Annotated in this window: 38 protein-coding genes and 1 pseudogene; 13 read left to right on the top strand and 26 right to left on the bottom strand. The window is 71.4% G+C overall.

The genetic code is table 11. The features are described 5' to 3' along the window. The first annotated feature begins 4 nt into the window (after nt 1–4). Nucleotides 5–130, top strand: a complete 126-nt coding sequence (locus BM223_RS30020; protein ID WP_255319134.1) for a hypothetical protein — start codon at nt 5–7, stop codon at nt 128–130. Here BM223_RS30020 and BM223_RS30210 read toward each other — a convergent pair. The 25 genes and pseudogenes from BM223_RS30210 to rpsJ form a co-directional block, all read right to left on the bottom strand. Further along, nucleotides 100–609, bottom strand: a pseudogene (locus BM223_RS30210) (hypothetical protein); the annotation flags it as partial. The gene BM223_RS30020 and the pseudogene BM223_RS30210 sit on opposite strands and share 31 nt — an antisense overlap. Before the next feature lie 180 nt (nt 610–789). Next, nucleotides 790–1614: a type I methionyl aminopeptidase gene (gene map, locus BM223_RS05165; RefSeq protein ID WP_038681100.1), complete on the bottom strand. Its 825-nt coding sequence runs from the start codon at nt 1612–1614 to the stop codon at nt 790–792. Nucleotides 1615–1705: 91 nt separating this feature from the next. Then, complete coding sequence (locus BM223_RS05160) at nt 1706–2281, bottom strand: adenylate kinase (RefSeq protein ID WP_141267346.1); 576 nt, start codon at nt 2279–2281, stop codon at nt 1706–1708. After that, a complete protein-coding gene (gene secY, locus BM223_RS05155; protein WP_038681105.1) occupies nt 2278–3588 on the bottom strand; it encodes a preprotein translocase subunit SecY in 1311 nt (436 codons plus the stop codon). Before secY ends, BM223_RS05160 begins: the two co-directional genes overlap by 4 nt. Nucleotides 3589–3818: 230 nt before the next feature. Beyond that, a complete protein-coding gene (gene rplO / locus BM223_RS05150) occupies nt 3819–4259 on the bottom strand; it encodes a 50S ribosomal protein L15 (protein ID WP_038681107.1) in 441 nt (146 codons plus the stop codon). Between the two features lie 2 nt (nt 4260–4261). Beyond that, the gene (rpmD, locus tag BM223_RS05145) at nt 4262–4450 is read right to left on the bottom strand and encodes a 50S ribosomal protein L30 (protein ID WP_038681109.1); all 189 of its coding nucleotides are present in this window, start codon (nt 4448–4450) and stop codon (nt 4262–4264) included. Next, a complete protein-coding gene (rpsE, locus tag BM223_RS05140; RefSeq protein WP_038681111.1) occupies nt 4450–5094 on the bottom strand; it encodes a 30S ribosomal protein S5 in 645 nt (214 codons plus the stop codon). The genes rpmD and rpsE overlap by 1 nt, the downstream gene beginning before the upstream one ends. Before the next feature lie 25 nt (nt 5095–5119). Continuing rightward, nucleotides 5120–5503, bottom strand: coding sequence for a 50S ribosomal protein L18 (rplR, locus tag BM223_RS05135; RefSeq protein WP_038681113.1), 384 nt, complete (start codon nt 5501–5503; stop codon nt 5120–5122). A 1-nt stretch (nt 5504) separates the two neighbouring features. Beyond that, on the bottom strand, nt 5505–6044 hold the full coding sequence (rplF, locus tag BM223_RS05130; protein WP_038681115.1) for a 50S ribosomal protein L6: 540 nt from the start codon (nt 6042–6044) through the stop codon (nt 5505–5507). A 22-nt stretch (nt 6045–6066) separates the two neighbouring features. Beyond that, nucleotides 6067–6471, bottom strand: coding sequence for a 30S ribosomal protein S8 (gene rpsH / locus BM223_RS05125; RefSeq protein ID WP_038681116.1), 405 nt, complete (start codon nt 6469–6471; stop codon nt 6067–6069). A gap of 67 nt (nt 6472–6538) precedes the next feature. Next, on the bottom strand, nt 6539–6724 hold the full coding sequence (locus tag BM223_RS05120; protein WP_011757321.1) for a type Z 30S ribosomal protein S14: 186 nt from the start codon (nt 6722–6724) through the stop codon (nt 6539–6541). A 1-nt stretch (nt 6725) separates the two neighbouring features. Beyond that, on the bottom strand, nt 6726–7295 hold the full coding sequence (gene rplE / locus BM223_RS05115) for a 50S ribosomal protein L5 (protein ID WP_038681118.1): 570 nt from the start codon (nt 7293–7295) through the stop codon (nt 6726–6728). Between the two features lies 1 nt (nt 7296). After that, nucleotides 7297–7692 carry a 50S ribosomal protein L24 gene (gene rplX / locus BM223_RS05110; RefSeq protein WP_038681120.1) on the bottom strand — a complete coding sequence of 132 codons (396 nt, stop codon included), beginning with the start codon at nt 7690–7692 and terminating at the stop codon, nt 7297–7299. Beyond that, on the bottom strand, nt 7692–8060 hold the full coding sequence (gene rplN / locus BM223_RS05105; RefSeq protein WP_011757324.1) for a 50S ribosomal protein L14: 369 nt from the start codon (nt 8058–8060) through the stop codon (nt 7692–7694). Before rplN ends, rplX begins: the two co-directional genes overlap by 1 nt. 67 nt (nt 8061–8127) lie before the next feature. Then, nucleotides 8128–8403 (bottom strand): 30S ribosomal protein S17, encoded by a 276-nt coding sequence (gene rpsQ / locus BM223_RS05100; RefSeq protein ID WP_038681122.1) that lies wholly within the window; start codon nt 8401–8403, stop codon nt 8128–8130. After that, on the bottom strand, nt 8403–8639 hold the full coding sequence (rpmC, locus tag BM223_RS05095) for a 50S ribosomal protein L29 (protein ID WP_038681124.1): 237 nt from the start codon (nt 8637–8639) through the stop codon (nt 8403–8405). Before rpmC ends, rpsQ begins: the two co-directional genes overlap by 1 nt. Next, nucleotides 8639–9058 (bottom strand): 50S ribosomal protein L16, encoded by a 420-nt coding sequence (gene rplP / locus BM223_RS05090; protein WP_038681126.1) that lies wholly within the window; start codon nt 9056–9058, stop codon nt 8639–8641. The genes rpmC and rplP overlap by 1 nt, the downstream gene beginning before the upstream one ends. A gap of 3 nt (nt 9059–9061) precedes the next feature. Continuing rightward, a complete protein-coding gene (gene rpsC / locus BM223_RS05085; RefSeq protein WP_038681128.1) occupies nt 9062–9892 on the bottom strand; it encodes a 30S ribosomal protein S3 in 831 nt (276 codons plus the stop codon). Continuing rightward, complete coding sequence (gene rplV / locus BM223_RS05080) at nt 9892–10311, bottom strand: 50S ribosomal protein L22 (protein WP_075018467.1); 420 nt, start codon at nt 10309–10311, stop codon at nt 9892–9894. The genes rpsC and rplV overlap by 1 nt, the downstream gene beginning before the upstream one ends. Continuing rightward, nucleotides 10308–10589, bottom strand: coding sequence for a 30S ribosomal protein S19 (gene rpsS / locus BM223_RS05075; protein WP_038681130.1), 282 nt, complete (start codon nt 10587–10589; stop codon nt 10308–10310). The genes rplV and rpsS overlap by 4 nt, the downstream gene beginning before the upstream one ends. 12 nt (nt 10590–10601) lie before the next feature. Further along, nucleotides 10602–11438: a 50S ribosomal protein L2 gene (rplB, locus tag BM223_RS05070; RefSeq protein WP_038681132.1), complete on the bottom strand. Its 837-nt coding sequence runs from the start codon at nt 11436–11438 to the stop codon at nt 10602–10604. Nucleotides 11439–11462: 24 nt separating this feature from the next. After that, nucleotides 11463–11768, bottom strand: a complete 306-nt coding sequence (rplW, locus tag BM223_RS05065; protein WP_038681133.1) for a 50S ribosomal protein L23 — start codon at nt 11766–11768, stop codon at nt 11463–11465. After that, on the bottom strand, nt 11768–12376 hold the full coding sequence (rplD, locus tag BM223_RS05060; RefSeq protein ID WP_038681135.1) for a 50S ribosomal protein L4: 609 nt from the start codon (nt 12374–12376) through the stop codon (nt 11768–11770). Before rplD ends, rplW begins: the two co-directional genes overlap by 1 nt. Before the next feature lie 5 nt (nt 12377–12381). Continuing rightward, complete coding sequence (gene rplC / locus BM223_RS05055; RefSeq protein ID WP_038681137.1) at nt 12382–13032, bottom strand: 50S ribosomal protein L3; 651 nt, start codon at nt 13030–13032, stop codon at nt 12382–12384. Between the two features lie 10 nt (nt 13033–13042). Further along, nucleotides 13043–13351 carry a 30S ribosomal protein S10 gene (rpsJ, locus tag BM223_RS05050; RefSeq protein ID WP_007078637.1) on the bottom strand — a complete coding sequence of 103 codons (309 nt, stop codon included), beginning with the start codon at nt 13349–13351 and terminating at the stop codon, nt 13043–13045. A 629-nt stretch (nt 13352–13980) separates the two neighbouring features. Here rpsJ and BM223_RS05045 point away from each other — a divergent pair. The 5 genes from BM223_RS05045 to BM223_RS05025 are packed head-to-tail and all read left to right on the top strand — an operon-like array spanning nt 13981 to nt 19090. Beyond that, nucleotides 13981–14940 (top strand): hypothetical protein, encoded by a 960-nt coding sequence (locus BM223_RS05045; protein WP_038681141.1) that lies wholly within the window; start codon nt 13981–13983, stop codon nt 14938–14940. Next, nucleotides 14937–15584: a DUF4129 domain-containing protein gene (locus BM223_RS05040; RefSeq protein WP_052138949.1), complete on the top strand. Its 648-nt coding sequence runs from the start codon at nt 14937–14939 to the stop codon at nt 15582–15584. Before BM223_RS05045 ends, BM223_RS05040 begins: the two co-directional genes overlap by 4 nt. After that, on the top strand, nt 15581–16753 hold the full coding sequence (locus BM223_RS05035) for a DUF4350 domain-containing protein (RefSeq protein ID WP_038681143.1): 1173 nt from the start codon (nt 15581–15583) through the stop codon (nt 16751–16753). Before BM223_RS05040 ends, BM223_RS05035 begins: the two co-directional genes overlap by 4 nt. Beyond that, on the top strand, nt 16750–17739 hold the full coding sequence (locus BM223_RS05030) for an AAA family ATPase (protein WP_038681145.1): 990 nt from the start codon (nt 16750–16752) through the stop codon (nt 17737–17739). The genes BM223_RS05035 and BM223_RS05030 overlap by 4 nt, the downstream gene beginning before the upstream one ends. Before the next feature lie 13 nt (nt 17740–17752). Further along, nucleotides 17753–19090, top strand: a complete 1338-nt coding sequence (locus BM223_RS05025) for a DUF58 domain-containing protein (RefSeq protein ID WP_038681147.1) — start codon at nt 17753–17755, stop codon at nt 19088–19090. A 138-nt stretch (nt 19091–19228) separates the two neighbouring features. Here BM223_RS05025 and BM223_RS05020 read toward each other — a convergent pair whose 3' ends face one another. Next, a complete protein-coding gene (locus BM223_RS05020; RefSeq protein ID WP_235318995.1) occupies nt 19229–20233 on the bottom strand; it encodes a stage II sporulation protein M in 1005 nt (334 codons plus the stop codon). Nucleotides 20234–20278: 45 nt separating this feature from the next. On the opposite strand from BM223_RS05020, the gene BM223_RS05015 reads away from it, so the two are divergent. The 7 genes from BM223_RS05015 to BM223_RS04985 are packed head-to-tail and all read left to right on the top strand — an operon-like array spanning nt 20279 to nt 26210. Further along, nucleotides 20279–21091 carry an RDD family protein gene (locus BM223_RS05015; protein WP_038681149.1) on the top strand — a complete coding sequence of 271 codons (813 nt, stop codon included), beginning with the start codon at nt 20279–20281 and terminating at the stop codon, nt 21089–21091. A 29-nt stretch (nt 21092–21120) separates the two neighbouring features. Then, on the top strand, nt 21121–22155 hold the full coding sequence (locus BM223_RS05010) for an AAA family ATPase (RefSeq protein WP_038681151.1): 1035 nt from the start codon (nt 21121–21123) through the stop codon (nt 22153–22155). Between the two features lie 7 nt (nt 22156–22162). Then, complete coding sequence (locus BM223_RS05005; RefSeq protein WP_038681153.1) at nt 22163–23053, top strand: DUF58 domain-containing protein; 891 nt, start codon at nt 22163–22165, stop codon at nt 23051–23053. Continuing rightward, the gene (locus BM223_RS05000) at nt 23037–23525 is read left to right on the top strand and encodes a hypothetical protein (protein ID WP_038681155.1); all 489 of its coding nucleotides are present in this window, start codon (nt 23037–23039) and stop codon (nt 23523–23525) included. The genes BM223_RS05005 and BM223_RS05000 overlap by 17 nt, the downstream gene beginning before the upstream one ends. Next, nucleotides 23525–24574, top strand: coding sequence for a vWA domain-containing protein (locus BM223_RS04995; RefSeq protein ID WP_052138950.1), 1050 nt, complete (start codon nt 23525–23527; stop codon nt 24572–24574). Before BM223_RS05000 ends, BM223_RS04995 begins: the two co-directional genes overlap by 1 nt. Continuing rightward, nucleotides 24571–25506, top strand: a complete 936-nt coding sequence (locus BM223_RS04990; RefSeq protein ID WP_052138951.1) for a vWA domain-containing protein — start codon at nt 24571–24573, stop codon at nt 25504–25506. Before BM223_RS04995 ends, BM223_RS04990 begins: the two co-directional genes overlap by 4 nt. Then, nucleotides 25503–26210, top strand: a complete 708-nt coding sequence (locus tag BM223_RS04985; RefSeq protein ID WP_052138952.1) for a hypothetical protein — start codon at nt 25503–25505, stop codon at nt 26208–26210. Before BM223_RS04990 ends, BM223_RS04985 begins: the two co-directional genes overlap by 4 nt.

Raw genomic sequence — 26210 nt, 5'->3', positions numbered from 1 at the left:
CTTGGTGACGTCGACGCCCATCCGGATCGGCGACTCGATGGTGATCGAGGCGCTGCTGTCCTTGGAGTTGGCGTTCGACGCGCTGACGGTCGCGGTGTTGACGATCTCCGGGCTGGTGCCCGGCGGGTAGTCGTCCGGCACCTTCAGCGAGATCGAGATCGTGTACGTCGTACCGGCCTGCAGGCCGACGCCCACCGGACCGTCGGTGACCTGCGCCAGGTCGACGGTCAGCGACGTGCCCGCCACGACCTTCGCCGGCGGGGTCGCCGAGCTGCCCGGCTGCCAGGTGACCGTCCGCGGCACCGCGGTGGCGTTCGGGCTGTACGTGACGTTCTGGATCGGGAACCCGACCAGCTCGTCCGGCAGCTCGTCCACCACGCGGGCGTCGAGGCAGTCGTCCTCCGAGCAGCGGACCTGGATCTGGTAGGTGAACGACTCCCCCGGCTTCGGGGTCGCGTTGTCCACCGACTTGTCGATCTGCAGCGAATCGGCTGCGGCCTGGGCCGACGGCACCGCCGCCAGCACACTGATGATTGCAACGAGCAGCGTCAGGGCCCCCACGGCCCAGCGACGCACGCTTCCACCCTCATTCGGGCGTACGTGTCCCATATTTTGTTTGTCCCTCCCTCTCCGCCAAGGACGGTACGGGGAGGAACCGGGACTTCTGGCCCGAACGGCACAAATGTTACGTAGGTCTCACCAAAATCGCCCCGATGCCGCCCTGGAGGGGGTCAGGATGGGCTAGGCACGGAACCCGATCGGGGGTCGCGCGGCACGGAGCCGGTCGGCTCACTCGCCGCCGTAGGGGACGCCGAGCTCCTCGAGCCGCGCGCGGCCGCCGTCCTCGGCGGTGAGGACCCAGACACCCGCCTCGGTCAGCGCGAACGTGTGCTCGAAGTGCGCGGCCCAGGTGCCGTCGGCGGTCACCACGGTCCACTCGTCGTCGAGGACGTCGGTGTCGTGGGTGCCGAGCGTGATCATCGGCTCCACCGCCAGCGCGATGCCGCGCTTGAGCCGCGGCCCGCGCCCCGGCCGGCCCTCGTTGGGCACGTCGGGCTCCATGTGCATCGACGTGCCGATGCCGTGGCCGGTGTAGCCGTCGACGATGCCGTAGTCGCCCGCGGCCCGGACGTGGCTCTCGACGGCGTGCGAGATGTCGCTGACCCGGCCACCGATCCGCGCGGCGGCCAGGCCACGCCACAGCGCCTCCTCGGTGACCCGCACCAGCGCGGCCACGTCGGGCCGGACCGGACCGACCGCCACGGTGATCGCCGCGTCGCCGTGCCAGCCCTCGACGATGGCGCCGCAGTCGATCGAGATGACGTCGCCCTCCGCGAGCACCTGCGCACCCGGGACGCCGTGCACGACCTGCTCGTTGACCGACGCGCAGATGCTCGCCGGGAACGGCGGGACGCCGTACCCGAGGAAGGACGGCGTGCCGCCCTGCTCGCGGATGCTCGCCTCGGCCAGCGCGTCGAGCTCGGCGGTGCTGACCCCCGGGCGCACCGCGGCACGGAGCCGCTCGAGCGTGCGCCCGACCACGAGCCCCGCCGTCCGCATGGCGCGGACCTGCTCGGGGGTCTTGATCTCGATCCGGTGCTGGTCGAAGAACACGGTCAGACCGCCCGGGCCGAGCCCGCCGGGCTGTTCAGCCGAGCCTGCGAGGCCCGGGCGGCAAGGTCCGTCTGCGACACGCTCGGGCCATTCAGCTCTGCGGAATGTCGTCGAGCGCGTCGAAGATCCGCTGCTGGACCTCGTCGATCTCGCCCATGCCGTCGACCGAGACGACCAGGCCGCGCTCGGCGTACACCGCGATGAGCGGCTCGGTCTCGGCCGTGTAGACCTCGAGGCGACGCCGGATGACGTCCTCGGTGTCGTCGGCGCGACCCTCGGTCTCGGCCCGCTTGAGCAGGCGGCCGAGGAGGGCCTCCTGGTCGACGGTGAGCACGAGCACCGCGTCGAGGCGGTGGCCGGTGGCGTCGATCATCGCGTCGAGCTCGGTGACCTGGGACAGCGTGCGCGGGTAGCCGTCGAGGAGGAAGCCCTTCTCGGCGTCCGGCTCGGCGATGCGTCCGCGGACCATGTTGTTGGTGATCTCGTCGGGGACGTACTCGCCCCGGTCCATGTACTTCTGCGCCTCGACGCCGAGCGGGGTGCCCCCGCTGACGTTGGCCCGGAAGATGTCGCCGGTCGAGATCGCGGGGACCTCGAAGTGGCCGGCGACCGCCTTCGCCTGGGTGCCCTTGCCGGCCCCAGGGGGGCCCATGATCAGAAGCCTCAACGGAGGAATCCTTCGTAGTTGCGCTGCTGGAGCTGGCTCTCGATCTGCTTCACCGTGTCGAGGGCGACACCCACCATGATCAGGATGGAGGTTCCACCGAAGGGGAAGTTCTGGGAGGCATTGATCAGCACGAACGCGATCAGCGGCACGAGCGAGATCAGACCCAGGTAGAGAGCGCCCGGCAGCGTGATGCGGGACAGGACGTAGGACAGGTAGTCCTGGGTCGGCTTGCCCGCCCGGATCCCGGGGATGAAGCCGCCGTACTTCTTCATGTTGTCGGCCACCTCTTGCGGGTTGAAGGTGATCGACACGTAGAAGTAGGTGAAGAAGATGATCAGGAGGAAGTACGCCGCCATGTGGACCGGGTTGCCCTGGTCGACGAGGTACTCGTTCACCCAGCGGATCACCTTGCTCGGGTTCTCGGAGTTCTGGTTGAACTGGACCGCCATCGCCGGCAGGTAGAGCAGCGAGCTGGCGAAGATGACCGGGATGATGCCGGCCTGGTTGACCTTGAGCGGGATGTACGTCGAGCTGCCGCCGAACATCTTGCGGCCCACCATCCGGCGGGCGTACTGCACCGGGATCCGGCGCTGCGCCTGCTCGATGAAGATGACGGCCGCGACCAGGACCAACCCGATCACCACCACGATGCCGAACGTCCACCAGCCCTCGGTGATCTTCACCTGCCACAGCGCGGCCGGGAAGGTCGCGACGACCTGGGTGAAGATGAGGATCGACATGCCGTTGCCGACGCCGCGCTCGGTGATGAGCTCACCGAGCCACATGATGACGGCGGTGCCCGCGGTCATGGTCACGACCATGACGAGGAAGGTCTTGGTGTCGTTGCTGTGCAGCAGGTCGCGATCACAGCCCTGGAGCAGGTTGCGCGACCGGGCCAGCGCCACGATGCCGGTGGCCTGGAGGACGGCGAGGCCGAGCGTGAGGTAGCGCGTGTACTGCGTGATCTTGGTCTGCCCGGACTGACCCTCCTTCTTGAGGGCCTCGAGGCGCGGGATCACCACGACGAGCAGCTGCAGGATGATGCTCGCGGTGATGTACGGCATGATGCCGAGCGCGAAGATCGTCAGCTGGAGCAGGGCGCCGCCGGAGAAGAGATTCACCAGGCTGTAGAGACTGGCGTTCTCACCCTTCTGGGCCTCGCCGATGCAGAACTCCACGTTGGAGACGTGCACACCGGGGGCGGGGATCTGCGAACCGGCCCGGAAGATCACGATGATCACCAGGACGAACAGCAGCTTGCGCCGCAGGTCCGGGGTCCGGAAGGCGTTCACGAACGCGCTGAGCACTCGGGTCCTCTTTCTACTCCAGGCTGCCGTCTCGGCAGGCCGTCGATCCGGCGGGGGTGACCACCTGACGATGACGGGCGAGCGGCCGCGGGAAGCCTAACAGGCGGGGTGTTGCAACCGTGCTGCGAGCCGGGAGGTGGTCGCGGGGACGCGACGCACCGACCGGCCCGAGACACACGAAGGGCGCGGTCTGCTGACCGAAGCCAGCCACCGCGCCCCTCGCGAGTGCCTCACAGGACCGTGATGGTCCCGCCGGCGCTCTCGATCTTCTCCTTGGCCGAGGACGAGAACGCCTCGGCGCTCACCGCGACCTTGACCGTCAGGTCACCCTGGCCGAGCACCTTGACGGGGTGGCCCTTGCGGACCGCGCCCTTGGCGACCAGCGTCTCCGGGGTGACGTCGCCACCCTCGGGGAACAGCGCGCTGATCTTGTCGAGGTTGACGACCTGGAAGGTCACCTTGAAGGGGTTCCGGAAGCCCTTGAGCTTCGGGAGCCGCATGTGCAGCGGCATCTGGCCACCCTCGAACGCGACCGGGACCTGGTAGCGGGCCTTGGTGCCCTTCGTACCACGACCGGCGGTCTTGCCCTTGGAGCCCTCACCACGACCCACGCGGGTCTTGGCGGTCTTGGCGCCCGGGGCCGGGCGCAGGTGGTGCAGCTTGAGCGTCATCGTCACTCGCCTCCGACAACCTCGACCGTCACCAGGTGACGGACGGTCTGGACCATGCCCCGGATCTCGGGACGGTCCTCCTTGATCACGACGTCGCCGATCCGCTTGAGGCCGAGGGTGCGCAGGGTCTCGCGCTGGTTGGCCTTGGTGCCGATCTTCGACTTGGTCTGCTGAACCTTGAGCTGTGCCATCAGACCGACACCGCCTGGTTCGACGAGGACTTCGCGGCCACCGCAGCGGCCTCGCCCTCGGCCTTGGCCTTGAGCAGCGCCGCCGGGGCGACGTGCTCGACCGGCAGGCCACGACGCGCGGCCACCGTCTCGGGCATCTCCAGCATGCGGAGGGCCTCGACGGTCGCGTGCACGATGTTGATCTGGTTCGACGAGCCCAGCGACTTGCTGAGGACGTCGTGGATGCCGGCGCACTCCAGGACGGCGCGCACCGGACCACCGGCGATGACACCGGTACCGGGGGCGGCCGGGCGCAGGAACACCACGCCGGCAGCCTTCTCACCCTGGACCGGGTGCGGGATCGTGCCCTGGATGCGGGGGACGCGGAAGAAGTTCTTCTTCGCCTCCTCGACACCCTTGGCGATCGCCGCGGGAACTTCCTTGGCCTTGCCGTAGCCGACGCCCACCAGACCGTCGCCGTCGCCCACGATCACGAGGGCGGTGAAGCTGAAGCGACGTCCACCCTTCACGACCTTGGCGACGCGGTTGATGGCAACGACCCGCTCGACGTACTGGTTCTTGTCGGCGCCGCCGCGGCGATCGTCACGGCCACCACGGCCGCCACGGTCGCCACCCGAACGCTGTCCGCGCTGGGCTCCGCTCATGATCTCTCCTCAGTCCTGTTCGCGGTCAGAAGGTCAGGCCGCCCTCGCGGGCGCCATCTGCCAGGGCCGCGATGCGACCGTGATACTTGTTGCCGGCGCGGTCGAAGACGACCGACTCCACGCCCTGCTCCTTGGCACGGGCGGCGACGAGCTCGCCGACCTTCTTGGCCTTGGCCGTCTTGTCGCCGTCGAGGGCGCGCAGGTCGCCTTCGAGCGTCGAGGCCGACACCAGGGTCTTGCCGACCAGGTCGTCGACGACCTGGGCGGTGATGTGCTTGCTCGACCGGGTGATGACCAGGCGCGGACGCTCGGCCGTCCCGGAGATCTTCTTGCGACCGCGGACCTGACGGCGCAGGCGCGAGGACGCGCGAGCGGACAGCTTCCGCTGGTACTTCAGGGTGATCGCCATGTCACTTACCAGCCTTTCCGACCTTGCGACGGACGTGCTCGCCGGAGTACCGGACGCCCTTGCCCTTGTACGGCTCGGGCTTGCGGAGCTTGCGGATGTTGGCGGCGACCTCGCCGACCAGCTGCTTGTCGATGCCGACGACGCCGAGCTTGGTCGGGCCCTCCACCGCGAAGGTGATGCCCTCGGGGGCGTCGAAGATGATCGGGTGCGAGTAGCCGAGCTGGAACTCCAGCTGGGTCGGGCCCTTGGACAGGACGCGGTAGCCCACGCCCACGATCTCGAGCTTCTTCTCGTAGCCCTCGGTCACGCCCACGACCATGTTGTTGATCAGGGTGCGGGACAGGCCGTGAAGCGCCTTGGACTGGCGCTCGTCGTCGGGGCGCTTGACGTCCAGGACGCCCTCGCCCTTCTCGACGGTGATCGGAGCAGCGACGGTGTGGCTCAGGGTGCCCTTGGGACCCTTCACCGTGACGTCGGCGCCGTTGATCTGGATGTCTACCCCAGCCGGGACCGGGACGGGGAGCTTGCCGATGCGCGACATGTTCTTCTCTCTCCTTCCCTTGTCACCAGACGTAGGCGAGGACTTCCCCACCCACGCCCTTCTGGTTGGCCTGGCGGTCGGTCAGCAGACCCTGGCTCGTCGAGATGATCGCGACGCCCAGGCCACCGAGGACCTTGGGCAGGCCGGTGTGCTTGGCGTACACCCGCAGACCGGGCTTGCTGATGCGGCGGACGCCGGCGATCGAGCGCTCGCGGTTGCGGCCGTACTTGAGCGTGATCGTCAGCAGCTGGCCGACGCCGTTCTCGTTGTCGGCGACCCCGAAGGAGGTGATGTACCCCTCCTGCTTGAGGATCTCCGCGACGCCTTCCTTGAGCTTGCTGTACGGCATGGTCACCGCGTCGTGGTACGCCTGGTTGGCGTTGCGCAGACGCGTGAGCATGTCTGCGATCGGGTCAGTCATCGTCATGATGTGTGTTCTTTCTCGAAGTGGTTTCGCGCCGCGCGTCGGCGGTGCGACCTTCTACGTGTTGGGGTTACCAGCTCGACTTGGTGACGCCGGGCAGCTCACCACGGTGGGCCATCTCCCGCAGGCAGATCCGGCACAGGCCGAACTTGCGGTAGACGGCCTTGGGGCGGCCGCAGCGCTGGCAGCGGGTGTAGCCGCGCACCGCGAACTTCGGCTTGCGGGCGGCCTTGACCTTGAGCGCAGTCTTCGCCATGTCAGTTCTCCTTGAACGGGAAGCCGAGCTGCTTCAGCAGCGCGCGCCCCTGCTCGTCGTTGGTCGCCGTGGTGACGATGGTGATGTCCATGCCCCGCTGGCGGTCGACCTTGTCCTGGTCGATCTCGTGGAACATGACCTGCTCGGTCAGACCGAAGGTGTAGTTGCCGCGGCCGTCGAACTGCTTGGGCGAGAGGCCCCGGAAGTCGCGGATGCGCGGGAGCGCCAGCGACAGCAGACGGTCGAGGAACTCCCACATGCGGTCGCCGCGCAGCGTGACGTGCGTGCCGATCGGCATGCCCTCACGGAGCTTGAACTGGGCGATCGACTTGCGGGCCTTGGTCACGGCCGGCTTCTGGCCGGTGATCGCGGTGAGGTCGCGGATCGCGCCCTCGATCAGCTTCGAGTCGCGGGCAGCCTCGCCGACACCCATGTTGACCACGATCTTGGTCAGACCGGGGACCTGCATGACGTTGGCGATCTCGAACTCGGACTTGAGCGCCGGGAGGATCTCCTCGCGGTACTTGGTCTTGAGCCGAGGGGTGACCTTCTCGATGGTGGTCTCGCTCATCTCAGATCTCCTTCCCGGTCTTGCGGGAGATACGGACGCTGCGCGTCGACGGGTACTCCGAGCCGTCGGGGCGGCGCTTGGTGACGTCGACCCGCTTGTAGCCGATCTTGGTCACGCCGTCGCCCTCGACCAGCATCACGTTGGACACGTGGATCGGGGCCTCGGTGGTGATGATGCCGCCGGTGTTGCCGGAGCGCCCACCCTGGTCGACGACCTTGGTGTGCTTCTTGATCCGGTTGACACCCTCGACGATCACGCGCTCCTCCTCACGGAGGACCTTGATGATCTTGCCCTCGGCGCCCTTGTCCTTGCCGGCGATGACCTTGACGGTGTCGCCCTTCTTGACGCGCAGGTTGGGCTTCTTGCGCACCTGCTCGGACTTCTTGCGGGTAGCCATCACAGCACCTCCGGCGCGAGCGAGATGATCTTCATGAACTTCTTCTCCCGCAGCTCGCGACCCACGGGGCCGAAGATGCGGGTGCCACGGGGCTCGCCGTCGTTCTTGAGGATCACCGCCGCGTTCTCGTCGAAGCGGATGTACGAGCCGTCGGGCCGGCGGCGCTCCTTGACGGTGCGCACGACGACCGCCTTGACGACGTCGCCCTTCTTGACGTTGCCGCCGGGGATGGCGTCCTTGACGGTGGCGACGATGACGTCGCCGATGCCGGCGTAGCGACGACCGGAGCCGCCGAGCACCCGGATGCAAAGGATCTCCTTGGCACCGGTGTTGTCGGCGACCTTGAGTCGCGACTCCTGCTGAATCATCGATTTCTCCTGGTTGTCGTGCCGGTTCTCAGACCCTCAACAGGGACCTGAGCCTGGCCGAACGGATTTACTTCGCGCGCTCGAGGATCTCGACCACGCGCCAGCGCTTGGTCGCCGACAGCGGGCGGGTCTCCATGATGAGGACACGGTCGCCGACGCCGCAGTCGTTCTGCTCGTCGTGGGCCTTGAGCCGCGTGTTGCGGCGCAGGACCTTGCCGTACAGAGCGTGCTTGACGCGGTCCTCGACGGACACGACCACGGTCTTGTCCATCTTGTCGCTGACCACGAGGCCCTCGCGGGTCTTGCGGGCGTTGCGCTGAGTCGTCTCGGCGGACTCGCTCATCAGTTCTCCTCCTCGGTACCCGGGGCGGTCCGGATGCCGAGCTCGCGCTCACGCACCACGGTGTAGATCCGGGCGATGTCCTTCTTGACCGTGCGGAGCCGACCGTGGCTCTCCAGCTGGCCGGTGGCCGCCTGGAAGCGCAGGTTGAACAGCTCCTCCTTGGCCTCGCGCAGCTTGGCCTCGAGGTCGGTGTCGTTGAGCTCGTCCAGCTCGTGGGCGTGGATCAGGTTCGCCATCAGAACTCACCAGCCTCTCGCGTGATGAAACGGCACTTCATGGGGAGCTTGTGGATGGCGCGGCGCATCGCCTCGCGGGCGACGTCCTCCGGCACACCGGACAGCTCGAACATGACGCGGCCGGGCTTGACGTTGGCGACCCACCACTCCGGGGAGCCCTTACCGGAACCCATGCGGGTCTCGGCGGGCTTCTTGGTGAGGGGACGGTCCGGGTAGATGTTGATCCAGACCTTGCCGCCACGCTTGATGTGGCGGGTCATGGCGATACGGGCCGACTCGATCTGGCGGTTGGTCACGTAGTGACCCTCGACCGCCTGGATACCGAAGTCACCGAACGCCAGCGACGTACCGCCCTTGGCCGCACCCCGACGCTTCGGGTGGTGCTGCTTGCGGTGCTTGACGCGACGCGGCATCAACATGGGTCAGGACTCCGTTCCGGTGGTCGGCTCGGCGGCCGGCGCAGCCTCGACGGCCTCCGCCGAGGCGGGGGCGTCGGCGTTGCGGTCCGAGCGGTTCGGGCGGTCGCCGCGCGACCCACGGGTCGGCCGGTCGCCACCACGGCTGGGGCGACCGCCGCGGCCGGGGACACCGGCGCGGGCAGCAGCCTGGGCCTGGCGCTCGGCACGGGTGCCGGCGACCTCGCCCTTGTAGATCCAGACCTTCACGCCGATGCGGCCGAAGGTCGTGCGGGCCTCGTAGAAGCCGTAGTCGATGTCGGCACGCAGCGTGTGCAGCGGGACGCGACCCTCGCGGTAGAACTCGGTGCGCGACATCTCGGCGCCGTTGAGGCGGCCGGAGCACTGGATCCGGATGCCCTTGGCACCGGACCGCATCGAGGTCTGCATGGCCTTGCGCATCGCGCGGCGGAACTGCACCCGGCCCGACAGCTGCTCGGCCACGCCCTGGGCGACCAGCTGCGCGTCGATCTCGGGGTTCTTGACCTCGAGGATGTTCAGCTGGACCTGCTTGCCCGTGAGCTTCTCGAGCTCACCGCGGATGCGGTCGGCCTCGGCGCCACGGCGGCCGATGACGATGCCCGGACGCGCGGTGTGGATGTCGACGCGGACCCGGTCCCGGGTGCGCTCGATCTCGACCTTGGCGATGCCGGCCCGCTCCATGCCCTTGCTGAGCAGCTTGCGGATCGCGACGTCCTCGCCGACGTAGGACTTGTACAGCTTGTCGGCGTACCAACGCGACTTGTGGTCGGTGGAGATGCCGAGGCGGAAGCCGTTCGGGTTGATCTTCTGACCCATTACTTCTTGCCCTTCTTCGCGACGACCTCAGCCGGCTGGACCGCGATGGTGATGTGGCTCGTGCGCTTGTTGATCCGGGTGGCCCGGCCCTGCGCACGGGGACGCCAACGCTTCATCGTCGGACCCTCGTCGACCCGCGCGACCGAGACGACCAGGTCGCCCGCGGGCAGGCCCTCGGTCGTCGTGGCGTTCGCGACGGCGCTCTGCAGCACCTTGGCGACGGTCTCGGAGGCCGACTGCGGCGCGAACTGCAGCAGGGTCAGCGCCTCGTCGGCGGGCAGGCCGCGGACCAGGTCGATGACGCGGCGCGCCTTCATCGGGGTGATCCGCACGAAGCGGGCGGTCGCGAAGGCGCCGGGCTCGTCGCCCAGGACCGACTCGCGCCGCGCGCTGACGCGGTTGCGCTCAGTGGTGCTCATCGACGGCGTCCCTTCCGGTCTTCCTTGACGTGACCGCGGTAGGTGCGGGTCGGCGCGAACTCACCGAGCTTGTGGCCGACCATGGAGTCGGAGATGAAGACCGGCACGTGCTTGCGCCCGTCGTGGACCGCGATCGTGTGGCCGATCATCGAGGGGATGATCATGGACCGGCGCGACCAGGTCTTGATGACGTTGTGGCTGCCCTTGTCGTTCTCGGCGTCCACCTTCTTGAGAAGGTGGCCGTCGACGAAGGGGCCCTTCTTCAGGCTGCGAGGCATCTCTCAGTTCCTTCAGCGCTTGTTCTTGCCGGACTTGCGGCGTCGGATGATCTGGGAGTCGCTGGCCTTGCGCTTGCGCGTGCGGCCCTCGGGCTTGCCCCACGGCGAGACCGGGTGGCGACCACCGGAGGTCTTGCCCTCGCCACCACCGTGCGGGTGGTCGACCGGGTTCATGACGACACCACGGACGGTCGGGCGCTTGCCCTTCCAGCGCATGCGGCCGGCCTTGCCCCAGTTGATGTTCGACTGCTCGGCGTTGCCGACCTCGCCGACCGTCGCGCGGCAGCGCACGTCGACGTAGCGCATCTCGCCCGAGGGCAGGCGCAGCGTCGCGCGGGAGCCCTCGCGGGCGACCAGCTGGGCGCTGTTGCCGGCCGAGCGGGCCAGCTTGGCGCCGCCGCCCGGACGAAGCTCCACGCAGTGGATCGTCGTACCGACGGGGATGTTGCGCAGCGGCAGGTTGTTGCCGGGCTTGATGTCGGCGCCCACGCCGGACTCGACCCGCATGCCCTGCGTCAGGTCCTTCGGCGCCACGATGTAGCGCTTCTCGCCGTCGGCGTAGTGCAGCAGCGCGATGCGCGCGGTGCGGTTGGGGTCGTACTCGATGTGCGCGACCTTGGCCGGCACGCCGTCCTTGTCGTAGCGACGGAAGTCGATGACGCGGTAGGCACGCTTGTGACCGCCACCGTGGTGCCGGGTCGTGATCCGGCCCTGGTTGTTGCGGCCGCCCTTCTTGGGCAGCGGGCGGGTCAGCGACTTCTCCGGCGTGGTGCGGGTGATCTCGGCGAAGTCGGCCACCGAGGAGCCACGACGGCCCGGGGTGGTCGGCTTGTACTTGCGGATAGCCATGTCAGATTCCTCTACCTAGCCCGGTCAGGAGACCGGACCTCCGAAGATGTCGATGCGGTGACCCTCAGCCAGGCTCACGATGGCGCGCTTGGTGTCCTTGCGCTTGCCCATGCCGTGCTTGGTCCGGCGGACCTTGCCCGGGCGGTTGAGGGTGTTGACCGAGGTGACCTTGACGCCGAACACCTTCTCGACCGCGATCTTGATCTCGGTCTTGTTGGCGTCGGGGCGCACCAGGAACGTGTACTTGTTGTTGTCGAGAAGGCTGTAGCTCTTCTCGGACACCACCGGCGCGATCAGGACGTCGCGGTGGTCCTTGTGCAGGGTGCTCATCAGTTCTCCTCCTCGGCGTTGCCACCGACGAGGCGGTCGAACGCGGCCTTGCTGAACACCACGTCGTCGCTCACGAGGACGTCGCGGGTGTTGAGCTGGTCGACCGCCACGATGTGGACCTCGGGCGCGTTGCGCAGCGAGAGCCAGGTGAGGCTGTCGGCGCGCTCGAGCACGACGAGGAACTTGCGGCGGGGGGTCAGCTCGAAGAGCGAGGCGAGCGCGGCCTTGGTCGAGGGCTTGTCGCCGGCCACGAGGGCCTCGACGACGTGGATCCGCTCGTTGCGCGCCCGGTCGGAGAGGGCGGCGCGCAGGGCGGCAGCCTTCATCTTCTTGGGGGTGCGCTGGCTGTAGTCACGCGGCTGCGGGCCGTGGACGATGCCACCGCCGGCGAACTGCGGCGCGCGGGTCGAGCCCTGGCGGGCGCGGCCGGTGCCCTTCTGCTTGTAGGGCTTCTTGCCACCGCCGCGGACCTCGCCGCGACGCTTGGTGGCGTGGGTGCCCTGGCGCGCCGCGGCCTGCTGGGCGACGACGACCTGGTGGATCAGCGGGATGTTGACCTCGACGCCGAAGATCTCGGCGGGCAGGTCGACGGAAACGGTCTTGGCCATGGTGCTCAGCCCTTCTTCGCAGCCGTGCGGAGAACGACGAGGCCGCCCTTGGGGCCGGGGACGGCGCCCTTGATCAGGACGATGCCCTTCTCGACGTCGACGGCGTGGACGGTGACGTTCTGGGTGGTGACGGTGTCGGTACCCATGCGGCCGGCCATGCGCAGACCCTTGAACACGCGACCCGGCGTGGCGCAGGCGCCGATCGAGCCCGGCTTGCGGTGGTTGCGGTGGGCACCGTGCGAGGCGCTGACGCCCGCGAAGCCGTGCCGCTTCATGACACCGGCGAAGCCCTTGCCCTTGCTGGTGCCGGTCACGTCGATGGCCTGGCCGGCCTCGAACGTGTCGACGGGCAGCTCCTGGCCGACGGTGTACTCGGAGGCGTCCGCGGTGCGGATCTCGACCACGTGCCGGCGCGGCGTGGTGCCGGCCTTGGCGAAGTGGCCCGCCTGCGGCTTGTTGACCTTGCGGCCCTCGATCTCGCCGTAGCCGATCTGGATGGCGTTGTAGCCGTCCGGCTGGGGCTGGCGGACCTGGGTGACCACGTTGGTGCCCGCGGCGACCACGGTCACCGGGATGACCCGGTTGTTCTCGTCCCAGAGCTGGGTCATGCCGAGCTTGGTGCCCAGCAGGCCCTTCACGTTGCGCTCAATAGTCATGTCTCGAACCTCAGAGCTTGATCTCGATGTCGACACCGGCCGGCAGGTCGAGACGCATGAGGCTGTCGACCGTCTTCGGCGTGGGGTCGATGATGTCGATGAGACGCTTGTGCGTACGCATCTCGAAGTGCTCGCGCGAGTCCTTGTACTTGTGCGGCGAGCGAATGACACAGAAAACGTTCTTCTCCGTCGGCAGCGGCACCGGGCCAGCGACCTTCGCGCCCGTACGGGTGACCGTGTCAACGATCTTGCGCGCCGAGGTGTCGATCACCTCGTGGTCATAGGCCTTGAGCCTGATGCGGATCTTCTGTCCCGCCATAGGTCTCTCTCGTCCTTACTCGTCGTACGACTCTGGGTCCTTCAGCTCCGACCCCCGAGGTCGGGCGTGTCGCACTTGGTAGTGGGCACACACGTCTCCCTGGAGGGGAAGTGGAGCTGTTGTTCTCGGCTGCTTCGGGTCTCACCGCCGGCCTCTCGAGAGAGATCCGGTGGCGTGCGGTGCGACTGGAACATCGACGACCGAGCACGCTCGCCGCGGCGCGGATCCGGGCGAACCCGAACGCTCCGCGGGGGAGACACGATTCAGTAGTCAAGGTCTAGCGCGCACCCCGACGACACGTCGGAGCAACCGGAACATCTTGGCAGAGTTCCGGGCGGCCACCAAATTGCCAACGCGGTTCGTCCCCGAGGGCGGGATGCAAGGATGGGCGCACCCCCGAGCCAGACCCGTCCGACCCGAGGAGAACGATGACCGACGGCGCCTCCCCGCAGTTCCCGCCGCCGGGCGCCCCGCCCCCGCAGGAACCCGCGCGAGGAGGCTTCGCGCCGCCCGGTGCGCCGCCTCCGCCGGGCACGCCGGGTACGCCGGGGGCTCCTCCCCTGCCGCCGCCCGGCTGGGCGGCGTACGGTCCTGGCCCGGGGCCGGGACAGGCACCGCGACCGGGCCTCATGCTCGGGGCCGCGCACAAGCCCGGCGCGCTGCCGCTGCGGCCGCTCACCCTCGGCAACATGTACGACGGCGCCTTCCGGATCATCCGGTTCAACCCGAAGGCGACGGTCGGCGCGGCGGTGATGGTGACCGCCGTGGCGATGCTGATCCCGGTGGTGGTGACCACCGTCCTCACCTTCACCGCGGGGCTCGCGGTCGACAGCTCCGGTGAGCTGCCCGCCGACGCCACCCTCGGCGACGCCCTGGGCGCGCTCGCGGCGTACGGCTCGCTGCTCGCCTCGATGTTCCTCGCCCAGATCGGGGTGGTGTTCGTGACGGGGATGATCGCCCACGTGACCCGGGCCGCGGCGGTCGGGCGCCGGCTCAGCCTCGGCGAGGCGTGGGCCGCGACCCACGGCAAGCGCTGGCGGCTGCTCGGGCTGACCCTGCTGCTCAACGGCGCCCTCACGGCGCTCCTGGTCATCTACGTCGGCCTGTGGGTCGTGGTGGTGCTCGTGACCCAGGACCCGCTGCCCATCGTGCTCTGGGGTCTGGTCACGGTCCCGGCCGTGCTCGCCCTGTGCGCCTGGCTGTGGATCCGCCTCTACTACCTGCCCGTCCCGGCGCTCATGCTCGAGCCGGTCGGCGTCTTCGGCGCGCTGGGGCGGGGATGGACGCTGACCGCCCGGCAGTTCTGGCGCACGTTCGGCATCGCGCTGCTCACCGTGATCATCGCCAACTTCGCCGGCAGCCTGCTCTCCACGCCGTTCAGCCTGATCGGCAACCTCGGCGCGCTGGCGGTCCCCGAGTACACCACGCTCTTCCTGGTCCTCACCCAGGCGGTCGCGCTGCTGGTCAGCAATGCCTTCGCCGCGCCCTTCCAGGCCACCGTCGCCTCCGTCCAGTACGTCGACCTGCGCATGCGCAAGGAGGCCTTCGACGTGGAGCTCATGCGTGAGGCGGGGATCGTCCCCGCATGATCCTGCCGGCCACCGCGCTGACCCTCGTCGGGTCGCGCCTCGACCCACCGCTCGACCCGAGCGGCGACGAGGCGCGCGGTGAGCTGCGCCGCGAGCTGGCCCGTCCCGAGTACCACGACACCGACCTGCTCGACCGGCTCGACCGCTGGCTCGGGCGGTTGGTCGACGACACCGTCGGCGCCGCCTCCGGCTCCTCGCCGGTGATGGTCATCGTCGCGACGGTCGTGGTGCTCGCGATCGCGGGCGCCGTCGCCTTCCTGGTCAGCCGGGCCAAGGCGACCGCCCGGGGCACGGCCGAGGCCCGCCCCGCGCTGGGCGACGAGGCGATCAGCGCCGACGCGCTGCGCGCCCGTGCCGAGGCGGCGCTCGCCGCCGGGGACACCGCCGCCGCACTGGTCGACGCCTTCCGCGCGGTCGCGGTCCGCCAGGTCGAGCGGGGCCGGATCGACGACCTCCCCCAGGCCACCGCCCACGAGCTCGCCGCCGCGCTGGGCAGCGTCTTCCCCGAGCGCCGCGGAGCAGTGCTGCGCGGAGCCGATCTCTTCGACGAGGTGCTCTACGGCGAGCGGCCGGCGAGTGCCGACCAGACCCGCGACCTGCTCGCGCTCGACGACGCGCTCGGCGGACGGTCGGTGCGGCGATGAGCGCGCCCGCCCCCACCCTCGCTCCCCCGGCCGCGGGTGCCCGCCGGCGCCGGCCGCCCGCCTGGGTCGCCGTCACCGTGGCCGTCGTCCTCGCGCTCGTGGTCGGCGCCTGGCTCTCCCGCGACAGCGAGGAGTTCCCCGGCCTGGCCGACCCGCGCAACCCCAGCCCCGACGGCGCCCAGGCGCTCGCGAAGGTGCTCGCCGACCAGGGCGTCGAGGTCACGATCGTGCGCTCCGCGGACGCGCTCGACGACACCGACGTCCGGCGCCGGGCCACGGTCGTGGTCACCGCGACCGACGGGCTCACCCGAAGCACGCTCGAGCGGCTGCGCCGGCACGTGGGTCCGGCGCGCGTGGTGCTGGTCGAGCCGTCGTACGCGCTGGTGCAGGAGATCGACGCCGACCTCACCACGCTGCCGGTCCGGCCCGGCACCGGGCACGCGATCGAGGCCGACTGCGGACCGCTCACCGGGATCGATCTGGCCGGTCTGCGGCTCGAGGTCGACGGCGCCACGGCCTACAACGGCACGGGCTGCTTCACCCGCGAGCTCGGCCCGGTGCTGCGCACGGTGCGTGACGACGACGGCGAGCTCGTGCTCCTCGGCGCCGCGCAGGCACTGACCAACGACCAGATCACCCGGGCCGACAACGCCGCCATCGCGCTGCGCCTGCTCGGCCACGACCAGCAGCTCGTCTGGTACGTCCCCGACCCCGCGGACGCCGCACCAGGCGACGCGGTCACCCTCGGCTCGCTGCTGCCCGACTGGCTCGTGCCGGCGCTGTGGACCGTCCTCCTGGCCGGGATCGGGCTCGTCCTGTGGCGCTTCCGCCGGCTCGGCCCGCTGTCGACCGAGCCGCTGCCGGTCGTCGTCCGGGCCGTCGAGACCACCCGCAGCCGCGGCCGGATGTATCGCCGCAGCGGCGACCGCGCCCACGCCGCGCACGCCCTGCGCCGCGCCGCGCGCACCGACCTGGCCGGCCTGCTGCGGCTCGACCGGCGGGCCGCGCCGGCGGCCGTCGTCGAGGCCACCGCGCGCCACCTCGGCGCGCCCGTCGAGAGCGTCGCCGCGCTGCTCGACGACGACCGACCACCCCCGGCGAACGACCAGGAGCTGGTCCGGCTCGCCCAGGACCTGGCCCGACTGAGGAGAGAGGTACGACGCGCATGACCCAGACCGCCCACTACGGAGCCGTCGACCCCCAGGCTCGCGCGCGGCTGCTCGCCGTCCGCGACGAGGTCGCCAAGGCCGTCGTCGGCCAGGAGGCTGCCGTCTCCGGCCTGCTCGTCGCCCTGCTCTGCGGCGGCCACGTGCTCATGGAGGGCGTGCCCGGCACCGCCAAGACGCTCCTCGTGCGCACCCTGGCCGCGAGCCTCGACGTGCAGACCCGGCGGGTTCAGTTCACCCCCGACCTGATGCCCGGCGACATCACCGGCTCGCTCGTCATCGACTCCGCGGCCGGACGGGTCGGTGAGCTGAGCTTCCGCGAGGGGCCGATCTTCACCAACCTGCTGCTCGCCGACGAGATCAACCGGACGCCCCCCAAGACCCAGTCCGCGCTGCTCGAGGCGATGGAGGAGGGCCAGGTCTCCGCCGACGGCGTGACCCGCCCGCTCCCCCGCCCGTTCCTCGTCGCCGCCACCCAGAACCCCGTCGAGTTCGAGGGCACCTATCCCCTGCCCGAGGCCCAGCTCGACCGGTTCCTGCTCAAGGTCGTGCTCCCGGTCCCGCCGCGCGACGACGAGATCACGATCCTGACCCGGCACGCCGGCGGCTTCGACCCCCGCGACGTCGCGGGCGCCGGGGTCCGGGCCGTCGCGGCCGGGGCGGACATCGAGGCCGGGCAGGTCGCCGTGCGCGGGGTCCAGGTGTCGCCCGAGGTGGCCGGCTACATCGTCGACATCGCCCGCGCGACCCGCCAGTCGCCGTCCCTCTCGCTGGGCGTCAGCCCCCGCGGCGCGACCGCCCTGCTCCGCGCCGCCCGCGCCTGGGCCTGGCTCTCGGGCCGCGACTTCGTGACCCCCGACGACGTCAAGGCGCTCACCCAGGCGACGCTGGCCCACCGGCTCGGCGTCCGCCCGGAGGCCGAGCTCGAGGGCGTCGACGTCGCCCAGGTGCTCGCGTCGGCGGTCGCCTCCGTGCCCGTCCCCCGCTGAGGCGCCACGACCGATGACGATCTCCGGCCGGGTACCGCTGCTGCTCCTCCTCGGGGTGGCGGCGGTCGTGCTGCGCCCCTCGGGGAGCACGGTGCTGCTCTGGCTGCTGGGCGTACTCCTCCTGGCCGGGCTCGACCTGCTGCTCACGCCGTCCCCGGGCACCATCGGGCTGAGCCGGCGCCCGCCCGGCACGGTGCGTCTCGGCGATCCCGCCGCCTCCGTGCTCGTCGTCGCCAACCCCGGCCCGCGCCGGGTCCACCTCCAGGTCCGCGACGCCTGGCAGCCCTCGGCCGGCGCCGGCAGCAACCGGTTCCGGCTGCACCTGCGCGGCGGCGACCAGCGCCGGGTCACCACCCCGCTGCTCCCCCGTCGCCGCGGCGACCTGCGCGCGGCCGGCGTCACGGTGCGCTCCTGGGGGCCGCTCGGGCTCGTCGCCCGCCAGCGCACGTACGCCGTCCCGGGGTCGGTGCGGGCGCTGCCCCCCTTCGACTCCCGCAAGCACCTGCCCTCCCGCCTCGCCCGGCTGCGCGAGCTCGACGGGCGGGCCGCTGTCCGGGTGCGGGGGCAGGGCACCGAGTTCGACTCGCTGCGCGAGTACGTCCGCGGGGACGACGTCCGCTCGATCGACTGGCGGGCGTCGGCCCGGCAGTCGCACGTCGTCGTCCGGACCTGGCAGCCGGAGCGCGACCGCCGCGTCGTCCTGGTGCTCGACACGTCGCGCACCTCGGCCGGTCGGGTCGCCCGGGTGGCCGGCGAGGACGAGACCGACGGCATGCCCCGCCTCGACGCCGCCATGGACGCCGCCCTCCTCCTCGGCGCCCTCGCCTCGCGCGCCGGCGACCGGATCGACTTCGCCGCCGGCGACCGCCGGGTCCGCGCCCGCCAGCGCCTGCACGGCGTCCGCGACGTCGCGGCCCGGCTCCAGGAGCAGATGGCCGACCTCGACCCCACCCTGGTCGAGGCCGACTGGGACGTCCTGGCCGGCGCGGTCCAGGGCTTCGGGCGGCAGCGCGCGCTCGTCGTCCTGCTGACGGCGCTGGAGCCCTCCGCCATCGCCGACGGTCTCCTCCCCGTGTTGCCCGCCCTCACCCGGCACCACCGCGTCGTCCTCGCCTCGGTCCGCGACCCCGAGCTCACCCGCCTCGCCGAGGCCGCCGCCGACCCGGACGTCGTGCCGACCGCCGACACGGCGTACGACGCCGCGGCGGCCGCCCAGGAGCTGCACCGCCGCGACCGGATGCGCGAGGTCCTCCAGCGCCTCGGCGTCGACGTCGTGGACACCGACGCCGACACCCTCCCCCCGGCCCTCGCCGACCACTACCTCGCCCTCAAGGCACAGGGACTGCTCTGACCCCACGAAGTGCCCGGGTTGCGGGCGCGAAGTGGGGAGGTTGCGGGGTCGAGGTGCGGCGGATGCCGCCGCACCGGCGTACTTCGGACCCGCAAGCGGCGTACTTCGTGCCCGCAACCCGCGCACTTCGGCAGGAGGTCAGGCCTGCGTGGCGGCGCGGTCCTCGAGCAGGGTGGCGGAGACGTCGCCGGTCTCGCCGCGGGAGGCCGCGGCGCGGCCGACCACGAAGACGTAGGCGAGGAAGACCACCTCGGCGAGGACGCCGATCGCGATCCGGGCCCACGTCGGCAGGGGGGACGGCGTCACGAAGGCCTCGATCACACCACTGATCGCGAGCACCACGGCGAGGCCGAGGGCGACGGTGACGGCGGTCCGGCCGGCGCGGGCCAGGGCGGCGGCGCGGGAGAGGGCGCCGGGCTCGATCCAGGACCAGAACAGCCGCAGACCGATGCCGCCGGCGACGAAGACGCAGGTGAGCTCGAGCAGGCCGTGCGGGAGGATCAGGCCCCAGAACAGGTCGCCGCGGTCGTGGCGGACCATGATCGAGCCGACGATGGCGAGGTTGGCGACGTTCTGGAAGAGCAGCCAGAGCACGGGCAGGCCGAGGATGCCGAGGGCGATGCACAGGGCGCTCACCCAGGCGTTGTTGAGCCAGACGTGGGCGGCGAAGGCGCCGGCGGCGTTCTCGCTGTAGTAGCTCTCGAAGTCGTTGTTGACGAGCTGGTCGACCTGCTCGGGCGAGAGCAGGTTCTGCTCGACGGCCGGGTGCTGGGCGAGCCAGATCATCATGATCCCGGTGACGAGGACGTTGCCGGCCAGGCAGCCGAGCCACCACCAGCGCAGGCGGTAGAGCGCGGCGGGGAACTGCTCGGTGAAGAACCGGGCCACCCCGCGCCAGCTCGGGACCCGGGCGGCGAGCATCGAGATCCGGGCCCGGCCGAGCAGCGAGGACAGGTGCGCGACGAGCTCGCCGTCCGGCGCCGACGTCCGTACGACGGACAGGTGGGTCGCGACCTGCTGGTAGCGGTCGACGAGCTCGTCCGCCTCGGCCCCGGTGCGCCGGCGCTGCTTGACGAGCTCCTCGAGCCGCACCCACGAGCGCGCGTTGGCAGCGACGTAGGCGTCGAGATCGATCCGCGGCACGCGCACAGCGTACGGGGCGCGCGCCCGTGTGGCAGGCTGCCACCGATGCCCGCCGCCGACTTCGCCACCGTCACCGCCGATGACCTCGTCACCGGCGAGGGCGTCGCGCTCGACCTCCCGGCCGCGTCGCTGGGGCTGCGGATGGCGAGCGGGCTGATCGACGTGGTGGTCACGATGGTGACGTTCGTCGTCGCCTACCTTCTGCTCGTCATCGCCGCGGTGCTGACCAACGACGCGGCGGCCGTGGGCTTCGCGATCGTGCTGACGTCGGTGCTCGTGTTCCTCGCCCTGCCGACGGCGCTCGAGACGTTCACCCGCGGGCGCACGATCGGCAAGCTCGCGCTGGGCCTGCGCACCGTCCGCGACGACGGCGGACCGATCAGCTTCCAGCACGCGCTGGTGCGCGCGCTCATCGGGTTCGTCGAGATCTACGCGTTCTCGGGGGTTCCGGCGTTCTTCTCGATCATGCTCAGCACCCGCGGCAAGCGGCTGGGCGACTACGCCGCCGGCACGTACGTCGTCCGGGAGCGGGTGCCGCTGCGGCTGCCTCCCCCTCCGCCGATGCCGCCGCAGCTCGCGGCGTGGGCGCGCAGCACCGACCTCGCCACGCTGCCCACCGGCACCGCGCTGGCGGTGCGCCAGTACCTCGGCCGGCTCGGCACCCTCGACCCGGTCTCGCGCGAGCGGATCGGCCGCCTGCTGCTCTCCGACGTCCTCCCCTATGTCGCGCCCGCCCCGCCGCCGGGCGCGCCCGCCGAGATGGTGCTCGGCGCGATCATCGCCGAGCGGCGCGAGCGCGACCTGGTCCGGCTGCGCCGCGACGACGAGCTGAGGGCCCGGCTGCTCACCGAGGGGTGAACGCGGCCCTCCTGGGTAGATTCGGCGGCATGACCCCTGCGACCGCCGTCCGGCGCACGCCCGACGACCCGAGCACGCCCCTCACGGCGGCCGAGCTGACCCGGGCCTCTGAGGCGATCGAGAAGGTCTCCGCGTCGTTCTCCAGCCGGGTCGTCGGCCAGCGCCGGGTCCGCACGGCGCTGCTGGTGACGCTGCTGTCCGAGGGGCACATCCTGCTCGAGAGCGTCCCCGGCCTGGCCAAGACGCTGGCCGCGTCGACGCTCGCCCACGCGGTGAGCGCCCGGTTCACCCGGATCCAGTGCACGCCCGACCTGCTGCCCGCCGACATCATCGGCACCCAGGTCTACGACCCGCGCCGGCACGAGTTCGAGACCCAGCTCGGCCCGGTCCACGCCAACATCGTGCTCCTCGACGAGATCAACCGGGCCAGCGCCAAGACCCAGTCGGCACTGCTCGAGGCGATGCAGGAGCGGCAGACGTCGATCGCCGGCACCGTGCACCCGCTGCCCGACCCGTTCATGGTGATGGCCACCCAGAACCCCATCGAGGAAGAGGGCACCTACGTCCTCCCCCACGCCCAGATGGACCGCTTCCTGCTCAAGGAGGTCGTCGACTACCCCACCGAGGACGACGAGCTGATGGTCCTCGAGCGCATCGACGACGGCACGCTCGGCCAGCACATGACCGACGTCGAGCCCGTCGTCACCACCGCCGAGGTCGCCGAGCTCCAGGAGCTCGTCCGCCGCGTGTACGTCGACCCGGCGATCCGCCGCTACGTCGTGTCCCTGGTCCGCGCGACCCGCGACGTGACCGGCGTCCTCGGCGCCGAGCTCGGCAACTACGTCGAGATCGGGGCGAGCCCGCGCGGCTCGATCGCGTTCTTCCAGGCGGCGCGCGCCATGGCCGTCGTCCAGGGCCGTCACTACGTCATCCCCGAGGACATCCGCGAGCTGCGCCACAGCGTCCTGCGCCACCGGATCCACCTCAGCTTCGAGGCGCTCGCCGACCGGGTCCGGCCGGAGACCGTCATCGACGCGGTGTTCCGGGCGGTCCCCACCCCGTGAGTCCCGCATGACGGCCCACCTCACCCGCATCCGCAGCCGGCTCGCGATCCACGCGCACCGCAAGGTCCGCGGCCTGCTCGAGGGCGAGTACGCCGCCATCCACGCCGGGCGCGGCATCGACTTCAACGACCTGCGCGAGTACGTGCGCGGCGACGACGTCAAGGACATCGACTGGAAGGCCTCGGCCCGCAGCCGCCAGCTCCTGGTCAAGCGCTACGTCGCCGAGCGCAAGCACACCGTGCTCCTCTGCGTCTCGACCGGACGCAGCATGGCGGCGATGAACGACGCCGCGGTCGCCAAGCGCGAGCTCGCCGTGACGGTGGCCGGCGTGATGGGCCACCTCGCCGTCCAGCACGGCGACCTGGTCGCGCTCGTCCACGGCAACGCGGAGTCCTGCCACTCCGAGCGGCCCGGCGGTGGCGACCTCCACCTCGAGCGGCTGCTCGGCTCGGCGTACGACGCGATCCGGCCCGACGGCCCGCCGGGCGACCTGGCCACGCTGCTGCGCCACGTCGTGCGGACCGTGCGCCGCCGCACGATCCTGGTCGTCGTCACCGACGAGACCGCGCTGGCCGACGACGCGATCGCGCTGCTGCGCCGGCTGACCGTCCAGCACGAGGTGCTCTTCGTGACCCTCGGCGACCTCGACCCGACCCTGCCCGCCGTCGCCGACCGGCGCCTGGTCGACATCGACGCCGGCTCCGAGGTGCCCGGCTGGCTCCGTCGCGACGAGCGGCTGCGCCGCGAGTACGCCGCCCTGGTCGACGACGAGGCCCAGAAGCTGCGGCGCCGGCTCGACCAGCTCGGCATCGCCCAGGAGATGGTCCGCGACCACGACGACGCGATCACCGCCGTGTTCCGGCTGCTCGAGAGGCACAGGCATGCTCGCCGCCGCTGAGCTCCCCGACGAGTTCACCGGCCCCGTCGCGTACGACGACCGCTGGCTCTGGATCGCGGTCGCGCTCGGCGCCGCGGTGGTCCTCTACTACCTGCTCGTCTGGTGGCTCACCCGACGCCCGCGGGTGCCGCGGCTGGAGCGCGTGGCCGCCGACGTGCCTGACGTGCGCCGGACCCACCTCGACCTGATCGACCGGATCGACGCCCGGGTGCGCGCCGGCGAGCTGGAGCCGCGGGCGGGCCACCAGCAGCTGAGCGAGGTGGTGCGCTCCTACGTCGCCGCGGTGACCACGCTGCCGGCGCGGACCATGGCGCTGGCCGACTTCCGGGCCCGCGCGCCCCACGAGCTGGTCGCGGTGATCGAGCTCGTCTACCCGCCGGAGTTCGCCCCCGACGACGCGATCGCGCGCGAGCTGTTCGACACCGCCGTGGTCCGGGCCCGCGGGCTCGTGGCCGACTGGAGCGCGGCCTGATGTGGACGCGTGAGGACACCGGCTTCCAGTGGCCCTGGCTCGTGGTGGCGCTCGCCGCCGCGGTCGTGGTGCTGCTCGTCGTGTGGCTGGCCCTCTGGCGCGGACGGCGCCCTGCCGCCGGCAGCGCGTCGTACGTCGCCCATGCCGGCCGGCTGCGCGCCCTGCCCCGCTACCGCACGCTCGTCCGGCGCCAGGTCGCGCTGGGCGCGTGCCTCACCCTGGCCGCCCTGGTCGCGGCGAGCGGGGCGATCGTCGTCGCCGGCCGGGTCCAGGAGCGGCAGACGCTCGTCCAGTCCGACCGGACCCGCGACATCGTGCTGTGCCTCGACGCTTCGGGGTCGATGGCGGAGGTCGACCGCCAGGTGCTGCGCGAGTTCCGCACGATCGTCGACGGCCTGCAGGGCGAGCGGGTGGGGCTGACGATCTGGAGCGGTGCGGCCATCACGATCTTCCCCCTCACCGACGACTACCAGTACGTCGTCGACCAGCTCTACGAGGCCGAGAAGGCGTTCCGCGACGGCACCGTGATCAGCGACGACTACGCGGTGTTCACCGCCGGCACGGTCGTCGACTGGGACATCCAGTCGCAGCTCGGCGACGGCCTCGCCTCGTGCGTCCAGCGGTTCGACCGCCGCGACGAGGACCGGACCCGCGCGATCGTGCTCGCCTCCGACAACGAGCCGGTCGGCACGGGCATCTACAGCGTCCCCGAGGCCGCGCAGTACGCCGCCGACGAGAACGTCGTCGTGCACGGCATCGCCGCGCCGCGGACCGCCGACCGGCCGCCCGCCGTCCGGGAGTTCCGGTCCGCGATGGCCAGAACCGGGGGCACCTTCTCGCTGCTCGGCGACGACAGCAGCGCCGGCGCCGTGGTCCGCGCGATCGACAGCCTGGAGGCGACGCCCATCGACCGTCCGCCCGTGGTGCAGGTCTTCGACCGGCCCCGGCTCGGGACGACGCTCGCCGGGATCGGCCTGGCCGGCCTGGCGCTGGTGTGGGCGGTCCAGGGCGGGCTCGCCCTGCGCGACCGGCGCGGAGGTGCCCGGTGAGCCCCGCGACCGCCGGCGTCCTCGTCGTCCTGCGGCGGGTCGGGATCGCGCTGGCGTTCGTCGCCGTGCTGCTGCGCCCCGACGTCGGCCAGACGTCGGTGAGCGAGCAGCTCTCCGACCTCGACGTGCTGGTCGTCGTCGACCGGACCCGCTCGATGGCCGCCCTCGACTACGACGGCCGCACGCCGCGGATCACCGGCGTCCAGGCCGATCTCACCGCGCTCGCCAAGGCACTGCCCGGCGCCCGCTTCGGGCTGCTCGCGTTCGGCGCCGAGACCCGGCTGGTGATGCCGTTCAGCTCCGACACCACCGCCTTCGACGCCGCCGTCGAGACGCTCTACCTCGAGGGCCCCAAGGACGGCGCCGGCTCGGCCGCCGACCGACCGGTGCCCGAGCTGACCGCGGTGCTCGAGCGGGCCGAGGACCAGAGCCCCGACCGGCGCCGGATCGTGGTCTACGCCGGCGACGGCGAGAACACCACCGGCTCCGACGAGGACCCGCAGTCGTTCGAGGACGTCCGCGACCTCGTCGCCGGCGGCGCCGTGCTCGGCTACGGCACCTCCGAGGGCGGCCCGATGCCCGAGTCCGACGACCTCGACGGCGCGCTGGGCTACGTGCGCGACCCCGAGACCGCCGAGACCGCGATCTCCCGTGCCGACCTCGGCAACCTCGAGAAGATCGCCGACCAGCTCGACGTCCCGTTCGAGCACCGCACCGCGCCGGGCGGCCTCGCGCCGCTGGCGAAGTCGTTCGCGGCGTCGTACTCCGACGGGCAGGGCGGCCACGAGCGGCCCGCGAAGCACGACCTGACCTGGTTGGCCGCCCTGGTGCTGCTCGGCCTGGTGCTGCTCGAGCTGCGCGCCGGCTGGCGCGCGGTGTGGACCTCGCGCGACGCGCTGCTCCCCGCGCGGCCGAAGGGAGCCCGCCGATGAGCGCCGGACGTCCTCCGCACCCGCGGGCCCGGCTGCGCCGGGTGCTGCTGCTCGCCGGCCTGCTGCCCGCCCTCCTCGTCGCGGCGTACGCCGTCAAGGTGGGCCTGATGCTCCACGACAACGCCGCCGGGCGCGACGCCTTCGTGCGCGGCGACACCGACGGTGCGGCCGCGGAGTTCGGGGGGACCCGCTCGCTCAACTGGTTCGAGCCCTGGATCGCCCCCTTCGACGAGGGCGCCTCCTGGCACGCCGAGGGCAACTACCCGGCGGCCGTCTCGTCGTACCTCGCGGCGCTGGACCACGTGCCCGAGCGCGAGGAGTGCACGGTCCGGATCAACCTGGCGCTCGCCTACGAGGCGATCGGCGACCAGGCCCAGGAGGCCGGGGCGGCCACCCGCGCCGACGAGGCCTGGCAGGCCGGCATCGACGCGCTCGCCGCGGGCGACTGCCCCACCGACGCCGGCCGCGGGGCCGAGCAGCGCGCCGACGCGGGCGCGGTCGACGAGCGGCTCAAGGCCAAGCAGCAGCAGAACCAGCAGCAGCCCCAGCCGGAGCCCCAGCAGAAGCCCGAGGACAAGCCGAAGGACGAGCCCGACCCCAAGCGCGAGCGGCTCGAGGACAACAACCAGCGCGGGCTCGGGCAGCGCCACGAGGACCAGGACCTCTACCAGGACGACGACGTCACCAAGCCCGACACCTGGTAG

The sequence above is a fragment of the Pimelobacter simplex genome (genome assembly GCF_900114845.1).
In the GTDB taxonomy this organism is placed as follows: domain Bacteria; phylum Actinomycetota; class Actinomycetes; order Propionibacteriales; family Nocardioidaceae; genus Nocardioides; species Nocardioides simplex.
This window is presented reverse-complemented; position numbering and strand designations above follow the sequence as displayed.